At 59.8% G+C, this 14,998-nt stretch carries 14 protein-coding genes and 1 pseudogene; 5 read left to right on the forward strand and 10 right to left on the reverse strand.

Going from position 1 to position 14,998, the window contains the following annotated elements:
- Positions 1–62: 62 nt before the first annotated feature.
- Positions 63–1,514 carry a pyruvate kinase gene (pyk, locus tag GNF76_RS01225; RefSeq protein WP_155581358.1) on the reverse strand — a complete coding sequence of 484 codons (1,452 nt, stop codon included), beginning with the start codon at positions 1,512–1,514 and terminating at the stop codon, positions 63–65.
- Between the two features lie 175 nt (positions 1,515–1,689).
- Here pyk and GNF76_RS01230 point away from each other — a divergent pair, with 175 nt between their 5' ends.
- Both GNF76_RS01230 and GNF76_RS01235 read left to right on the forward strand, forming a co-directional pair.
- Complete coding sequence (locus GNF76_RS01230) at positions 1,690–2,064, forward strand: tol-pal system YbgF family protein (RefSeq protein ID WP_155581359.1); 375 nt, start codon at positions 1,690–1,692, stop codon at positions 2,062–2,064.
- A gap of 227 nt (positions 2,065–2,291) precedes the next feature.
- Positions 2,292–2,651, forward strand: a complete 360-nt coding sequence (locus GNF76_RS01235) for a PilZ domain-containing protein (protein WP_155581360.1) — start codon at positions 2,292–2,294, stop codon at positions 2,649–2,651.
- A gap of 58 nt (positions 2,652–2,709) precedes the next feature.
- On the opposite strand, the gene GNF76_RS01240 is transcribed toward GNF76_RS01235, so the two are convergent.
- Genes GNF76_RS01240 through GNF76_RS01265 form a run of 6 tightly spaced genes read right to left on the reverse strand, consistent with a single transcriptional unit; the run spans position 2,710 to position 9,362 of the window.
- A complete protein-coding gene (locus GNF76_RS01240; RefSeq protein ID WP_155581361.1) occupies positions 2,710–4,041 on the reverse strand; it encodes a DUF58 domain-containing protein in 1,332 nt (443 codons plus the stop codon).
- A 7-nt stretch (positions 4,042–4,048) separates the two neighbouring features.
- Positions 4,049–5,026 (reverse strand): AAA family ATPase, encoded by a 978-nt coding sequence (locus GNF76_RS01245; RefSeq protein WP_155581362.1) that lies wholly within the window; start codon positions 5,024–5,026, stop codon positions 4,049–4,051.
- Positions 5,023–6,180, reverse strand: coding sequence for a DUF4350 domain-containing protein (locus GNF76_RS01250; RefSeq protein ID WP_155581363.1), 1,158 nt, complete (start codon positions 6,178–6,180; stop codon positions 5,023–5,025). The genes GNF76_RS01245 and GNF76_RS01250 overlap by 4 nt, the downstream gene beginning before the upstream one ends.
- On the reverse strand, positions 6,177–7,706 hold the full coding sequence (locus GNF76_RS01255; RefSeq protein ID WP_155581364.1) for a DUF4129 domain-containing protein: 1,530 nt from the start codon (positions 7,704–7,706) through the stop codon (positions 6,177–6,179). Before GNF76_RS01255 ends, GNF76_RS01250 begins: the two co-directional genes overlap by 4 nt.
- Positions 7,693–8,673 (reverse strand): stage II sporulation protein M, encoded by a 981-nt coding sequence (locus GNF76_RS01260; RefSeq protein WP_155581365.1) that lies wholly within the window; start codon positions 8,671–8,673, stop codon positions 7,693–7,695. Before GNF76_RS01260 ends, GNF76_RS01255 begins: the two co-directional genes overlap by 14 nt.
- Positions 8,670–9,362, reverse strand: a complete 693-nt coding sequence (locus GNF76_RS01265; protein WP_155581366.1) for an RDD family protein — start codon at positions 9,360–9,362, stop codon at positions 8,670–8,672. The genes GNF76_RS01260 and GNF76_RS01265 overlap by 4 nt, the downstream gene beginning before the upstream one ends.
- Before the next feature lie 199 nt (positions 9,363–9,561).
- Between GNF76_RS01265 and sbcB the strand changes: the two genes are divergently transcribed.
- The gene (sbcB, locus tag GNF76_RS01270; protein ID WP_178123124.1) at positions 9,562–10,986 is read left to right on the forward strand and encodes an exodeoxyribonuclease I; all 1,425 of its coding nucleotides are present in this window, start codon (positions 9,562–9,564) and stop codon (positions 10,984–10,986) included.
- Positions 10,987–11,076: 90 nt separating this feature from the next.
- Here the strand turns inward: sbcB and mvaT are convergent, their stop codons facing one another.
- Positions 11,077–11,451 (reverse strand): histone-like nucleoid-structuring protein MvaT, encoded by a 375-nt coding sequence (gene mvaT / locus GNF76_RS01275; protein WP_005790963.1) that lies wholly within the window; start codon positions 11,449–11,451, stop codon positions 11,077–11,079.
- 350 nt (positions 11,452–11,801) lie between these two features.
- Between mvaT and purU the strand changes: the two genes are divergently transcribed.
- A complete protein-coding gene (purU, locus tag GNF76_RS01280; protein ID WP_155581367.1) occupies positions 11,802–12,650 on the forward strand; it encodes a formyltetrahydrofolate deformylase in 849 nt (282 codons plus the stop codon).
- Between the two features lie 80 nt (positions 12,651–12,730).
- Complete coding sequence (locus GNF76_RS29285; RefSeq protein ID WP_178123125.1) at positions 12,731–12,901, forward strand: hypothetical protein; 171 nt, start codon at positions 12,731–12,733, stop codon at positions 12,899–12,901.
- A gap of 34 nt (positions 12,902–12,935) precedes the next feature.
- On the opposite strand, the gene GNF76_RS29860 is transcribed toward GNF76_RS29285, so the two are convergent.
- Together GNF76_RS29860 and GNF76_RS29865 are read right to left on the reverse strand one after the other, a co-directional pair.
- Positions 12,936–13,700, reverse strand: coding sequence for a methyl-accepting chemotaxis protein (locus GNF76_RS29860; RefSeq protein ID WP_379652564.1), 765 nt, complete (start codon positions 13,698–13,700; stop codon positions 12,936–12,938).
- A gap of 93 nt (positions 13,701–13,793) precedes the next feature.
- A pseudogene (locus GNF76_RS29865) lies at positions 13,794–14,825 on the reverse strand (HAMP domain-containing protein); the annotation flags it as partial.
- Positions 14,826–14,998: the final 173 nt, after the last annotated feature.

A 14,998-nucleotide genomic window follows, 5' to 3' on the forward strand; every position in this document is an offset into this window, starting at 1 on the left:
CTGAAATGCAAAAAGCCCCGCCATTCACATGGCAGGGCTTTTGTTTTTCAGCAAGCGGTCACTCAGACCATCTTGTCGCCAACGTGCAGGATCTTCATGCCGTTGGTGCCGCCGATGGTGTGGTAGCTGTCGCCCTTGGTCAGGATGACCCAGTCGCCTTTCTCCACAACGCCACGCTTGAGCAACTCGTCGATCGCAGCCTGGCTGACTTGCTCAGGCGGCAGCGATGCCGGGTCGAACGGTACGGTGTAGACGCCACGGAACATGGCCGCGCGGGCCTGGGTTTCGCGGTGCGGGGAGAACGCGTAGATCGGGATCGAGGAGCGGATACGCGACATGATCAACGGCGTGTAGCCACTTTCGGTCAAGGCGATGATCGCTTTCACGCCCGGGAAGTGGTTGGCGGTGTACATGGCAGCCAGGGCGATGCTCTGGTCGCAGCTTTCGAACACCTTGCCGATGCGGTGGCTGGAGGTCTTGCTGGTCGGGTGCTTTTCAGCGCCGACGCAGATACGCGCCATGGCCTGGACGGCTTCCAGCGGGTACGGGCCAGCAGCACTTTCAGCCGAGAGCATCACGGCGTCGGTGTAGTCGAGCACGGCGTTGGCCACGTCGGACACTTCGGCGCGGGTCGGCATCGGGTTCTGGATCATCGACTCCATCATCTGGGTCGCCACGATCACCGCTTTGTTGTGACGGCGTGCGTGCAGGATGATCTTCTTCTGGATGCCGATCAGCTCGGCGTCACCGATTTCCACGCCCAGGTCGCCACGGGCAACCATTACAGCGTCGGAAGCCTTGATCAGGCCGTCGAGGGTTTCGTCGTCGGCCACGGCTTCGGCGCGTTCGATCTTCGCCACGAGCCAGGCGGTGCCGCCGGCTTCGTCGCGCAGCTTACGGGCGTATTCCATGTCGGCAGCGTCGCGCGGGAAGGACACGGCGAGGTAGTCCACTTCCATTTCGGCGGCGAGCTTGATGTCGGCCTTGTCTTTTTCAGTCAGGGCCGGCGCCGTCAGGCCACCGCCGCGACGGTTGATACCTTTGTGGTCGGACAGCGGGCCGCCGATGATCACGGTGCAGTTCAGCTCAGTAACGGTAGCGGTGTCGACGCGCATGACCACGCGACCGTCGTCCAGCAGCAGTTCGTCGCCGACGCCGCAATCTTTCACCAGGTCCGGGTAGTCGATACCCACGACTTGCTGGTTGCCGTCGGTCAGCGAATGGCTGGTGGAGAAGGTGAACTTGTCACCGATCTTCAGCTCGATCCGCTTGTTGGCGAATTTGGCGATACGAATTTTCGGGCCTTGCAGATCACCCAGCAGTGCGACGAAGCGGCCATGCTTGGCGGCCAGGTCACGCACCAGTTTGGCGCGAGCCTTGTGCTCGTCCGGGGTGCCGTGGGAGAAGTTCAGACGGGCAACGTCCAAGCCAGCCAGAATCAGCTGTTCGAGGACTTCCGGCGAGTTACTGGCCGGGCCAAGGGTGGCGACGATTTTGGTACGACGGACGGACATGCACGGACTCCTGAGTTCAAGCGCTGAGGAAGGCTACTATGCTCTTTGGTTGTAGTCATTGTTCGTTTGCACTACTTAACGACGTTTCACTTGTTTTCAACGGTTTGGACAGGCGATCAACCTTGAAGATTTTTGCGCAGGGGTCGATACACTGCACAAGACAGGAGAACCCCCCATGCGAATCGTGATCATTGCTGCCCTGGCCGTCAGTGTTGTCGGCTGTACCCGTTGGTCGATGGACCATCATTTGAACAATGCCTATCGCGCCTATGATGTCGGCGATTGTCAGCGGGTAACCCTTGAGTTGTCCCAGGTCGATCGTGAAAGTCGTTCCCGGCGCTACGTACAACCAGAGGTCTCGATGCTGCGCGGGCAATGCCTGGAGCGGCAGAAGCTGTTCGTCGATGCGGCGCAAACCTATCAGTTCATCATCAGCCAATACCCGGCCAGCGAGTATGCCTTCCGGGCGCGGGCGCGCCTGGATACCTTGCAGCAACTGGGGCATTACCCAGGCATCAGTGCCGCTCAACCGCGTCCGGCAGCGTTGTAATGATATTTGTCATTCCATGGCTGGCCCCTTGCCAGTCTTCGGCTATTCTTTGAAAGTCTGTTTGTACAAGTTTCTCATTCAAGCGGATGCTAGACCCGGATTCGGCAGCTGTAACGTGGCAAGGCGCTTGCTGTTGTCGCACCGAAGTCCAGGGAGAGCGGGCTATAGCAGCCCGTTCCGAATCACTGGAGCGGCCAGAGTCTTGGCCATTGGATGGCGAACTCACCATGTTTACCGACCGAAGGATTGAGCGGCATCAACTACCCTGCTTTCTGCAAGTCTTCAACCGTCTGACGGACAGGCCCATTGGTTACTTGGGCAATGTCTCTGAAGAGGGGCTGATGTTGATCAGTCAATTGCCCATGATGGTCGAGGTGGACTTCGAGCTGCGTTTGAAGATCCCAGGGCCTGAGGGTGATGTGCATGCAGTTGATCTTACAGCCACCTGCCTGTGGTGCCATGAAGATATCAACCCTCGGCATTACGATTCAGGGTTCAGTGTTTTGCGGGCGCCCGTCGAATACGGGCAACTGATCAACGCGCTGTTGCAGTACTTCAGCTTCGATCCCTTGCAGGCCTCGGCTTAGCCGCTGCGCGTGTTGTCGGTCTGGTTTGGGGCCTTGTACCGTGGCCGTGCGCCGTTTTTTATAACACTCCCGCTTTTTTCCAACCCAGGTAGCGTGTCACCAGGGCTGCACCCAGCTCCGAAGGTTGTGTGTCCAGCACCGACAGGCCGTGGGCACTCAATCGATCATGCAACTCGTCCCGGGCATTGAGGTAATCGACGGTGCCACAATAGGCCAGGGCCTCGGGCAGGGTTTGCACAGGGGCGTGGCGCAATTGGTCGAGGACTTCTTCTCGCAGGCTCGCCACCAACACCCTGTGCTGGCGGCTGATGCGTTTGACCGCTGTCAGCAGTTCTTCATCATCCTCATCCCGCAGATTACTCACCACGATCACCAACGCCCGGCGCTTCTGCCGGGCCAACAATTGGCTGGCGGCGGCCTGGTAGTCAGCCGCACGTCGGGTGGTGTTCAGGTCATACACCGTGTTGAGTAACAGGTTGAGCTGGCCACTGCCCTTGACGGGGGCCAGGTAGCGGGGCTGGTCGCAGGCAAAGGTGCAGAGCCCCACGGCGTCGCCCTGGCGCAAGGCGACGTAACTGAGCAACAGGCAGGCATTCAGGGCGTGATCGAAGTGGGACAGCTCGCCGTCCTGACTGCGCATGCGCCGGCCGCAGTCGAGCATGAACACGATCTGTTGATCGCGCTCATCCTGATACTCGCGAGCAATCGGGGTGCGTTGGCGGGCGGTGGCTTTCCAGTCGATCTGGCGCAGGCTGTCGCCCTCGCGAAATTCACGCAACTGGTGAAACTCCAGGCCTAGCCCACGACGTTGGCGCTGGCGTACGCCGAGCTGGCTGAGCCAGTTGTCTACGGCCAGTAACTGCGCGCCATATAAACGGGCAAAGTCCGGGTACACCCGGGTCGCATCGTGGGCCTTTATAAAGCGTCGTGTCGACCACAGTCCCAAAGGGCTGGGAAGGTGGACTTCACACCGCTCGAAATTGAAGTGCCCGCGCCGCAACGGACGCAGGCGATAGCCCAGTTCGCTGTGTTCGCCGGGTCGCAGCTCGATGGACTGTGGCAGGTTCTCCAGGCTCAGGCCGTCAGGCACGTGGTCGAACACCTCTACGGTCAATGGCTGGGAGTCATTGTGTTCAAGTGTGATCCGTACCTCTCCCCAACGTCCCAGGGCCAGGCTGCCGGGCATCTGCCGGCGCACGCGAGGCGAAGGCCGGCGGCGCAGACGAACGGCGTCCAGCAGGGCCAGCAAGAGTAGGGCCAGGAGCAGGCCCCAGGCGATCGAGTGCAGCGTGCCCGGCACGTTGAACTGCAGCGCCGTACAGGCGCCCAATAGAATGCTCAGCCCCAGCAATACGCCGAGCCAGATCAACAGCAGGCGGGTGGGCTTCATGGGCGGGTCATTGCCGAGGCGCCGGGACTTGGTCCAGCAATTGTTTAAGCACCTGATCCACCTCCAGCCCGTCAATGCCCAGTTCCGGAGCGATACGCACCCGATGACGCAATACCGCCAGGGCGCAGCCCTTGATGTCGTCCGGTGTCACGAATTCGCCGCCACGCAATAGCGCTCGGGCTCGTGCGCCACGCACCAGGGCGATGGAGGCCCGAGGCCCTGCGCCGATGGTCAGGCCGGGCCAACTGCGGGTGGTACGGGCCAGGCGTACGGCGTAGTCGAGGACTTGTTCATCCAGCGGCAGCTCGCTGGCGACCTGTTGCAACAGCAGCACGTCTTCGGCCTGGAGCACGGTGCGTAGCGGTTGCACGTCGAGCATGTCGGCCCGGGATGAGCGGGTCACCTCCCGCACCATGTCCAGTTCCTGTTGTGCCTCGGGGTAGTCCATGCGCACTTTGAGCATGAAGCGATCCAGTTCGGCCTCGGGCAACGGGTAGGTGCCTTCCTGTTCGATCGGGTTCTGGGTGGCCAGCACCATGAACGGTTGCCCGATGGGCAGCGCTTCGCCTTCGAGGGTGACCTGGCGTTCTTGCATGGCTTCCAGCAGTGCTGCCTGGGTTTTTGCCGGCGCGCGGTTGATCTCATCGGCCAGCAGCAGGTTGGTGAACAAGGGGCCCTTGCGCAGCTTGAATTGCTCGCTGTGCAGGTCATACACGGCGTGGCCGGTGACGTCGCTGGGCATCAAGTCCGGGGTGAACTGGATGCGCGCGAACTCGCCACCAAAACAGCGTGCCAGAGCGCGCACCAGCAAGGTCTTGCCCAGGCCGGGAACGCCTTCGAGCAGCACATGGCCACCGGCGATCAGCGCAGTGAGCACGTCATCGATCACCTGATCCTGGCCAATCACCGCCTTGCGCAGTTCGACGCGCAAGGCCTGGGCCAACTCGCTGGCGCGTTGAAGGGGTTGCGCTGGAAATTCGCTCATAGGGCATTCCTGAGGGTTTGCAGGCAGGCCACCTGGCGGCTGAAGTCGGCGCTGGAAAGCCGCTTTGCCGGGAGTGGGCCGAGGGCCTGGCTGATGACAAGGGTAGGTTGACGGGTCAGGCGTTCAAGGGCCTGCCACTGTTCAGCGGTGTCGAGGTGTTCGAAGCCGGGGTGACGGCGCCGGGCGGTACGCAGGATGTCGTGTTGCAGGGCTTGCAACAGGCTGTTCTGGCCGCTGCGACGCAGCAGGAAGTCAGCGCTGGCTTTCAAGTGCTCCTGCAATTGCCGGCGCGCCCTGGAGGCGGGAGGTTGAATCGGCCCCTGGCGCATCCCCGCGTGCCACAAACCGAAGGCCAGCAGCGCTGCGAGCGCCACCAGGGTCTGAGGGAAGTAACGTAGCAACAGGCTGAAAAAGTCGTCAACGTCGCTGTTGAATAGCAGTGTGACCGTGGTGCCCTGATTCAGGTACCACAGCAACCAGGCGTTGTCGTGTCGACCGATATTGCGGTTTTTCCACAAGTCGCTGTCGGTGACCACCGTGATGCGGCCCTGCCCGAGGTTGACCTGCATCAAATGGCTGGCCTTGGCGCTGTTGGCTGAAAACTGGGCCAGGTGCCTGGGGTCGGTCAGGTTGAAGTCGGTGTCGAAGCTGAAATAAGCCGCTGGGGTTTCGTTGTCGACATACAGCTTGGTCAGGTCAGGGGTGCGTTTTTTACCGGCAGGTACCGGTTTGTCGAAGCCTTCGCTGAAGGATTGGTGCAGCTGCACACGGTCCAGCAACAGATCGTCGCTTTTGCCGGTTTCGTCATCCCACAGCGCTTCAGCCACCAGCAGCAGATGGCCGCCAGACCTGGCCCATTCCAGCAGTTGGTCAGCCTGGCGCGGGGTCATGTTGCTGCGATCGCCCAGCAACAACAGGCTGTTGCCCCGGGGCGCTAGGCTCGTCAGTTGTTCAGGGCCGTTGGCGTGTTCGACCACCAGGCCTTGCTGACGCAGGAAATGCTCCGCCGCCAGGTAGGGGTTGGCCTGGACGTCGGGAGAGGGGCCACGGTCGATCACTTCCTGGTAGGGAATTGCCTTGTGCCAGGCGTAGAGGCCACCGGCGGTCAGCAAGCAACCGAGTACCAACCCGACCCATAACAATGGCCGCTTCATTGCGCCGCTCCCGAGCCGAACAGCGCCCGCCAATCAGCACACAACTGTTGCTGTGCCTGCGTCGGTGGCAGGCGGTGACCATAGGCGAGGTTTTGCCAGTGCCGGGTCAAGTCATCGCTGAAGGCCAGCAACTGGGGTTGTTGCAACCGATGAATGCGCGCCAGGACCTGGCCTTCGGTGTCAGCATCTTTCAATGGCAGGTTGAAGTCGTGCAGCAGGCGGCTGAGCAAGCCGCGGTAGAGCAGGCCAAGGGCTTCCCGTGGCTGGGTTGGCCAGAGCTGTTCGGCGGTGCCGGCAATGTCGTCGGGCAAGGTTTCGGTGCCCAGCTCCAGCCCGAACAGTTGCGTGGGCGCGGGCTTGGCGATTTTTGGCTTGCGTGGCGCGCGCCGGCTGACAAAGGCTCGCAACCAGTCGCGATAGCGCCAGATCACCAGGGCCAATGCTCCCAGCAGTAAGCTCCAGAGCAGCACCTCAAGGCCTTGGGCCAGGTGTTTGAATGAATTGCTATTGAGGTTGTTCAGCAGCGCTTCCAGCCACGCCGGTAGCTTGGCATCACCTCCCGATTTGTCTTTCTCGGTGGGTTTGTCAGGTCCGAAGCGATAGCGGGTAACGGTTTCAGGGTTCTTGAACGGTGGTTGTTCCAGCAATGCCTTGATCGACTGATTCGCGGCGTGTGTGCTGAGCGGCTTCGCAGTGATCGGTTCATCGGCCATGGCCGGTTGGATAGCCGGGATCAGCATCAGCCCGATGGCCAGCAGCAGAACCGGTACCACCGAGCTCAGGCGCTGGCGCAGACGGCGGAACACCAGTTCCAGGTCCCAGGCTTCCAGCGTAGTGCGGCGATTCAGGTACAGGCTGAAACCGCAGGCCACATAGATTGGCTCCCAGAACACCAGGATCAAGGCGTAGAAAGCATTGGTCAGGTGCTCCAGCCACAGCCAATCGTGGCTGGTCGCGGGTATCAGCTGTTGCCAGTCCCAATCCCGTTCGACCTGCTGTGGCAGGAACAGATAGAACAGCACCATCAAGCCGATCCACAAAGCCATTTCCAGGTGTACGCCGATCAGGGTCAGCCAGCGTGCTGCGCCGGCGTTGCGTTGTTGCAGCACTCCCAGGCGTTGTTGGCGTGCCTGGCCCTCCAGGCCCTCGAGCTGAACCACCGGCATCTCGAAGCTGCGGCTGAGGCTGAAGCGTCGCCAGGTCAGGCTGGCCAGCAGTTGACGCTTGAGCAGGCGCGGCCATTGGCGCAGGGACTGCTTGAGGGTGGGGGTTTCGCCGAACATAGCCTTGGACAGGATATACAGCGGCAAGCGGTCAAAGGCGGGTTTGAGCCACCAGAACAGCAGCAGCGCGGTCGACGGATAATTCCATAACAGTGCGCTGATCAGGGCGAAAATCGGCAGGGTGATCAGTGCCCAACTGCTCATTAACAGCCAACGATGTTCGCCGGCCAGCAGCACGCCCAGGTCCATGGCTTCCCAGGACGTACGGGGACGAATCACCACACTGGCGTCACTCAGGCGCATGGCGACTCCGTCCGGCGAATAGCAGGTAGGTGGCCATCAATAACCAGAGTGCGGCGCCCACCAGGTACTTGATCCAGGGCGCCACGGAGGTGGTGGATGACCAGTAGGCTTCGATAAAGGCCGCAATCAGCAGAAACACCATGACACCACAGATCATTTGCACGCTTTTGCGCGCTGCCAGCCGCAGGGATTCGCTTCTGGTCAGATGCCCCGGGGCGATCAGCGCCCAGCCCAATTGCAGACCGGCGGCACCCGCCAGGGCAATGGCGCTCAGTTCGAAGGCACCGTGGCCAATGACGAATGACCAGAAGGTCTGGCCGTAGCCGATTTGCGTCAGGTGCCCGGCAACGGCACCGATGATCAACCCGTTGAAGAACAGGAAGAACACGCTGCCCAGGCCAAACAGCAAACCGGCGGCAAACGTCTGGAAGGCGATGCCGATGTTATGCATGACGTAATAGCCGAACATCATCCAGTCCTCGCTCGATGCGCGTTCGGCGGCGCGTCCCAGGCGGCTGGCGTCAGGGTCGTACATGCTCTGCATCTCGGCCACTTGCTGGGGGCTGACGATGCTGTAGATCAGGTCTGGAAACAGATACACCAGCAGGGCAATACCCAGCAGGCTGCCGAAGAACAGCAGGCTGGCCACCAGTACGAAACGCCATTGTTCACGCACCAGCCGGGGAAAGTCGGCGAGTACAAAACCCAGCACATCGGCCCCCAACTGGCTGCGATGCCGATACAGCTGTTGGTGGCCACGCAAGGCCAGTTGTTGCAACGGGTCCACCAGGTAACTGCTGTAGCCACGCTCCTGCGCCAGGGCCAGGTGTTGGCATAAACGTCGGTAATGATGGGGGAAGTCGGTAAAGTCCGAGGTATGGGCCTTGCCCTGTTCCAGCTGCGCGAGTTGGGCGGCAAAGGCTTGCCATTGAGGCTGATGACGGCTTTCGAAAAGGCTCTGCTTCATGTCGGCCCCAACAAGCCACGGGCCACGCCGTTGAGCTCGCTCACGGCGCGGGCAGGGGAGACTTGCAAGGGTGTGGCCAGGATCGCGGCCAACTCGTTGACGCGCTCAGTGGACAGGTCGCCCTGGCGCTCGGCGAAACCGAGTATGGCCCGTTGCTCGTTCAGGTCCAGGGCGAATGGCAGGCGCAGCGCGGGGGCCTGGGGAAGTTGCGGGCGCGACAACGGTTGCTCGCGGTAAATCACCAGGGTCCCGGCGGCCAGGTCGCCGAGGCGTTTGAAGTGGGGATGCTGCAGGCAGCTGATGGCACCGAAGAAGTAGCCGAAGGGCAACATGTCGACAAAACGCAGCAGGTTACGAATCAGCGACGCGGACCAGCCGATGGGCGTGCCGTCGTCCTGTACCACCCGCAGGCCCATGATCTGCTTGCCGGGCGAGCAGCCCTGGTTGAGAACTTCAAACAACACCATGTACCACCAACTGACCAGGAACAGCAGGAGCGAGCCAAGGCCAATCCCCAGGTTGCCCAGAAACGCCAGGGCCACGAACAGGATGCCGAGGATCAGGCCACGCAGGCCCAGGTCGAAGGCGAACGCCAGGGAACGAGGCAGCAGGCCGGCCGGGCGCAGGGGCAGGTCGATGCCCTCCGGGGTCTCGATCTGATAGCGGGTGTCCAATGGCGCTGATGGCATCGCGGTCCTTGGCAGTGCAGAGCTGTTGCGCCGGGCGACAGCGGGCGGATAGAGAGACGGATGCTAGCAGTGTCGACGGTGGAAGCAACCACTCAAAGTGCTGCAACGTTTCACTGAATATTTGTACAGGGCACTCAGCGCTGGCCTCAGGCGTCTTCCAGCGCCTAGACTTTGTCGGTCTTCAACACAGGAATAGCCCGTGACCACCATCTTCTGGTACGACTATGAAACCACCGGCATCAACCCGCGTAACGACCGCCCACTGCAGGTAGCCGGGATTCGTACTGACCTTGACCTCAACGAGGCAGGGCCGCCGGTCAACCTCTATTGCCAGCCCAGCGACGATATTCTGCCCCATCCGGCCGCTTGTGCGATTACCGGTATCACGCCAAGTGTGCTGGCGGAGAAGGGTTTGGCCGAGGCCGACTTCATGACTCGGGTCCACGCCGAACTCGCAGCCCCGGGAACCTGTGGCGCGGGTTACAACACCCTGCGTTTTGATGATGAAATGACGCGATACAGTTTGTACCGCAACTTTTTCGACCCGTATGCACGTGAGTGGCAGGGCGGTAATAGCCGCTGGGATCTGATCGACGTCGTTCGCACGGCCTACGCCTTGCGTCCGCAAGGCATTGTCTGGCCGGAGCAGGACGGACGGGTCACGCTCAAGCTTGAGCGCCTGACCGCCGCCAATGGCATCGACCATGGGCAGGCTCATGACGCCTTGTCCGATGTCCGCGCCACCATTGCCCTGGCCCGACTGATTCGCGAGAAACAACCCAAGTTGTATGACTGGCTGTTTCAGTTGCGCAGCAAACAACGCGTTATGGACCAGATCCGGCTGTTGCAGCCGATGGTGCATATCTCCGGTCGCTTTTCTGCCGAGCGCCATTACCTTGGGGTGGTGTTGCCACTGGCCTGGCACCCGCGCAATCGCAATGCCTTGATCGTCTGTGACCTGGGGCTCGATCCCCAAGGGTTGCTCGACCTGGACGCCGACACCCTGCGCCAGCGTTTGTATACCCGGCGTGATGACCTAGCCGAGGGTGAACTGCCAGTGCCGCTCAAACTGTTGCACATCAATCGCTGCCCGGTGGTTGCCCCCTTGAATGTGCTACGGGCCGAAGACCGCCAGCGTTTACAACTGGACATGGACCTGTATCAGGCGCGCGCCCTGCGGCTAACTGACGCACAGGAAGTTTGGCGCGATAAGTTACCGGAAATTTACGCCGAGGAAGACTTTGCATCGAGCGCCGACCCTGAGCAGCAGCTATACGATGGTTTTATCGGTGATCGTGATCGGCGTTTATGTGAGCAAGTCAGACTCGCCGAGCCTGGGCAATTAGCGCGTCAGTGGCCTTTTGATGATCAGCGTTTGCCTGAATTATTATTTCGCTACCGTGCCCGAAACTTTTCACACACCTTGAATAGCGAGGAGCAAGAACGCTGGAGACTTTTCTGTCAGCAACGTTTGTCAGACGCTGAGTGGGGCGCACCGAATACCCTCGAGAGTTTTAAGCAAGCTCGGCTGGAATTGGCTGTTAGTGCTACATCGTTTCAGCGTCAGGTGCTCGATGAGTGGCAAGAATATGCAGACTCTTTAGGTGCACGTTTGAGCCTGTAATCAATTTATGGAAAAAGTCCGGACAATAAAAAACGCCAGCATGCTGGCGTTTTTTATTACGTCGCGAATCAAGCTGCGACCGTGCGAGGCTTAGCCCAGCAGGGTGGCCCAGCCTTCAACCACGTCGCCGCCCCACTTGGCTTTCCACTCTTTCAGCGTCTTGTGGTTGCCACCTTTGGTTTCAATCACTTCGCCGTTGTGCGGGTTCTTGTACTGCTTAACCTTGCGAGCACGTTTGGTGCCGGTAGTTTTCACAGCGCCACGTGGTGCTTTAACTTTCGACTCTGGGTCCAGCAGCGCGATGATGTCACGCAGGGATTTGGAGTACTCACCCATCAGGGTGCGCAGTTTGCCTTCGAATTCCAGCTCGGTTTGCAGTTTGTCGTCTTGGGACAGATTCTTCAAACGGGCTTGCAGCTCTTTAATAGCTTCTTCGGTGGCGCGGTATTCGTTGATCAGGGACATGAGGACTACCTTATGTAGGGCGCTGGTGACAGGGGATAGTGGCCTAATAATAGTCAGACAGTTTCCTCAAGTAAACATTTAAGCGGGCTTTTATGTAATTTACTTTGGTTGTTTGTGGCGAAAGCGTGGAATTGAGTTAATTAGTAAGGGGTACGGGATAAAGATACTCTCGTTAAATCTTGACTAACTGCTCAAGCCCAAGCGCGCAGGCACATATAGCGAGGTAAAACCTTACGCTATTAAGGGACAGTCCTGGCGCCTGCTGACAGAATAAGCGTTAAGGAATACTGCAGTTTTTCTGCGCAATCGCTAGAATGGCGGCCTTTGCGAAGTTCTGGAGTTTCCCCCTAATGCGCACTTTTCGGCTGGTGATTGCTTGCCCGGACCGCGTCGGCATCGTTGCTAAAGTCAGTAACTTTCTGGCGTCCCACAACGGCTGGATCACCGAAGCGAGCCATCACTCGGACAATCTCAGCGGTTGGTTCTTCATGCGTCACGAGATCCGTGCCGACACACTGCCCTTTGGCCTTGAGGCTTTTCGTGAGGCATTTGCGCCGATCGCCGAAGAGTTTTCAATGACCTGGCGCATCACCGACACGGAGCAGAAAAAGCGCGTGGTCCTGATGGCCAGTCGTGAGTCGCACTGCCTGGCAGACCTTCTGCACCGCTGGCACAGTGATGAGTTGGACTGCGAAATTTCCTGCGTGGTCTCCAACCATGACGACCTGCGCAGCATGGTCGAGTGGCACGGTATTCCGTACTACCACGTCCCGGTCGACCCGCAGAACAAGGAGCCAGCGTTTGCCGAAGTGTCGCGCCTGGTCAAGCAGCACGACGCTGATGTGGTAGTGCTGGCGCGTTACATGCAGATCCTGCCGCCGGAGCTGTGCCGCGAATACGCTGGCAAGGTGATCAACATCCACCACAGCTTTCTGCCATCGTTCGTCGGCGCCAAACCGTATCACCAAGCGTCCTTGCGCGGCGTGAAGCTGATTGGCGCAACTTGCCACTATGTCACCGAAGAGCTGGACGCCGGTCCGATCATCGAGCAGGACGTAGTGCGAGTCAGTCACAGCGACAGCATCGAAGACATGGTGCGCTTCGGTCGTGATGTCGAGAAGATGGTTCTGGCGCGTGGCCTGCGTTATCACCTGGAAGACCGGGTGCTGGTGCATGGTAACAAGACCGTCGTGTTCTGATTGATGGCTTGAAGCGTGAGGGGCCTGGGCGTTAAATCGTTCCAGGCCCTTTTTCTTTGGGCAGGCATGAGGATAGGACCATGAGTGACCCACTCGATAAGGCCACTTCCAAGGCCCCGGCGACATTGGGCGAAGGCTGCTTGAGCCGCTTTGACCCGGACGATCTCGATAGCGAGGACGGTACCGAGTTTCCGGGAGCGGCTGAGTTGTGGGAGCAGGTTCGGGACAAACCCGAAACCGAGGATGAGTAGGGGATAGCCGCTGCCCAAGGCAGCGGCTTGTGATTTAGATCCGGAAACTCCCCACCAGCTGTTTCAATCTCGCCGCCTGTTGTTCCAGGTCGGCACAGGCACGCAAGGTGGAGTGCAGGTTCTCCACGCCTTCCTGGTTGAGGGTGTTGATCTCGGTAATGTCCATGTTGATCGACTCCACCACCGACGTTTGCTCCTCGGTGGCGGTAGCCACCGATTGGTTCATGCCGTCGATCTCGCCGATGCGCTGGGTTACGCTGTTCAGTCGCTCTCCCGCCAGGTTGGCGATGTCAACGCTGTCTTGGCTATGGCGCTGGCTTTCGCTCATGGTGCTGACCGATTCCCGTGCACCGACTTGCAGTTCCTCGATCATCTTCTGCACCTGCTGAGCCGATTCCTGGGTCCGGTGGGCCAGGTTGCGCACTTCGTCGGCCACCACCGCAAACCCGCGACCGGCCTCTCCGGCCCGTGCCGCTTCAATGGCGGCGTTGAGGGCCAGCAGGTTGGTTTGCTGGGAAATGCTGGTGATCACTTCAAGAATCTGCCCAATGTTCACCGTCTTGCTGTTGAGCGCTTCTATATTGCTGCTGGAAGCACTGATCATCTGCGACAGCTGATTCATCGCCTTGATATTGCGTTCCACCACTTGCTGGCCATCTTCGGCCAGATGCCGGGCGTCGCTGGCCTGATGGGACGCTTGTGCGGCGTTGCGGGCGATTTCCTGGGCGGCGGCACCGAGTTCGTTGATGGCAGCGGCGACACTGTTGGTGCGGTTGGCTTGTTCGTCGGAGTTGACCATCGACGAGTTGGAGGCGCTGACCACCCGCAGGGCGACTTCATTGACCTGCTCGGTGGTGGAGGACACTTCGCGGATCGAGGTGTGAATCCGTTCCACGAAACGGTTGAACGCGATGCCCAGAATGCCGAATTCATCGTGGTTCTGGATATTCAGGCGACGCGTCAAGTCGCCTTCACCGTCGGCGATGTCTTCCATGGCCCGGGTCATGACGTGCAGCGGCTGCAACAGGGCGCGAATCAACATGCCGAGCAGGGCCAGGATGATCACCACGGCAATGATCGTGGCAATAATGGCAGAGGTTCGGAATTCGCTGAGCATGGCGAAGGATTTGTCTTTATCTACCGACAGGCCCAGGTACCAGTTCACTGACGGCAAGCCCTTGATCGGGGCGAAGGTGACGATGCGGGTTTTGCCGTCGACCTCGACTTCGCTGATGTCGCTGCTGATTTTCGGTGTGTCGGTCGGGTAGACGTCGCTCAGGCTCTTCATCACCAGGCTTTTATCCGGGTGTACCAGCACCTTGCCGTCGGCGCTGACCAGGAACGCATAACCCATACCGCCGAAGTTCAGGGCGCCGATGTTGTCCACCAGGGTTTGCAGGCTCAGGTCGCCACCCACCACGCCGACACTCTGGCCGGCCTTGCTGCTGGGCGTGGCAATAGAAATGATCAACTGGCCGGTGGCCGCATCGATGTAGGGTTCAGTCAGGGTCGAGCCACCGCTGGTCTGGGCGCCTTTATACCAAGGGCGCACGCGGGGGTCGAAGCCGTCCGGCATTTTGCTGTCGGGGCGGATAGTGAAGCCGCCTTTGTTGTCGCCCAGGTAAGTGGCCATGAACGACGACGTCAGGGCTTTCTGTTCCAGCAGGGTGGCGACGGTGGCCGGCTCGGGGTTGATGGCGATGTTCTGGGCGGCGCTTTCTATCAGGACAATGCGTCCGGCGAGCCAGGTTTGAATGTTGCTGGCGGTGACGTCGCCCATTTCATGCAGGTAGTTGTTCAGGTCGTCACGAATCGCATTACGTTGCAGGTAGTCGTTGTAGAGGGTAAACAACGCAAAAGCGGCAATGACGATAAGGGCGGCTGCAAGCAGTATCTTGTGGCTGAAGCGCAGATTTTTATTCATGGCTTGTAGGGTCCGCTAAGGTCTTAATGTCCGAGGCGCGTGCTTGTGAAAACGCGCGAAATGGCAGCGTCAAAAGAAGTGTGATATTTCCATCTACCTATGTAGGAAGTATCTGACCTATTTTTAGACTTTTTGGGTCTTTCACTTGTCTGTATCGACCGTGCAGCGTTAAA

Origin of the sequence: Pseudomonas spelaei (genome assembly GCF_009724245.1) — a bacterium.
Classification (GTDB): Bacteria; Pseudomonadota; Gammaproteobacteria; order Pseudomonadales; family Pseudomonadaceae; genus Aquipseudomonas; species Aquipseudomonas spelaei.

Excerpts from the sequence above, each read along its gene's own strand:
- pyk (WP_155581358.1), bottom strand. The coding sequence starts at position 1,514 with ATGTCCGTCCGTCGTACCAAAATCGTCGCCACCCTTGGCCCGGCCAGT.
- GNF76_RS01230 (WP_155581359.1), top strand. The coding sequence starts at position 1,690 with ATGCGAATCGTGATCATTGCTGCCCTGGCCGTCAGTGTTGTCGGCTGT.
- GNF76_RS01235 (WP_155581360.1), top strand. The coding sequence starts at position 2,292 with ATGTTTACCGACCGAAGGATTGAGCGGCATCAACTACCCTGCTTTCTG.
- GNF76_RS01240 (WP_155581361.1), bottom strand. The coding sequence starts at position 4,041 with ATGAAGCCCACCCGCCTGCTGTTGATCTGGCTCGGCGTATTGCTGGGG.
- GNF76_RS01245 (WP_155581362.1), bottom strand. The coding sequence starts at position 5,026 with ATGAGCGAATTTCCAGCGCAACCCCTTCAACGCGCCAGCGAGTTGGCC.
- GNF76_RS01250 (WP_155581363.1), bottom strand. The coding sequence starts at position 6,180 with ATGAAGCGGCCATTGTTATGGGTCGGGTTGGTACTCGGTTGCTTGCTG.
- GNF76_RS01255 (WP_155581364.1), bottom strand. The coding sequence starts at position 7,706 with ATGCGCCTGAGTGACGCCAGTGTGGTGATTCGTCCCCGTACGTCCTGG.
- GNF76_RS01260 (WP_155581365.1), bottom strand. The coding sequence starts at position 8,673 with ATGAAGCAGAGCCTTTTCGAAAGCCGTCATCAGCCTCAATGGCAAGCC.
- GNF76_RS01265 (WP_155581366.1), bottom strand. The coding sequence starts at position 9,362 with ATGCCATCAGCGCCATTGGACACCCGCTATCAGATCGAGACCCCGGAG.
- mvaT (WP_005790963.1), bottom strand. The coding sequence starts at position 11,451 with ATGTCCCTGATCAACGAATACCGCGCCACCGAAGAAGCTATTAAAGAG.
- purU (WP_155581367.1), top strand. The coding sequence starts at position 11,802 with ATGCGCACTTTTCGGCTGGTGATTGCTTGCCCGGACCGCGTCGGCATC.
- GNF76_RS29285 (WP_178123125.1), top strand. The coding sequence starts at position 12,731 with ATGAGTGACCCACTCGATAAGGCCACTTCCAAGGCCCCGGCGACATTG.
- GNF76_RS29860 (WP_379652564.1), bottom strand. The coding sequence starts at position 13,700 with ATGGTCAACTCCGACGAACAAGCCAACCGCACCAACAGTGTCGCCGCT.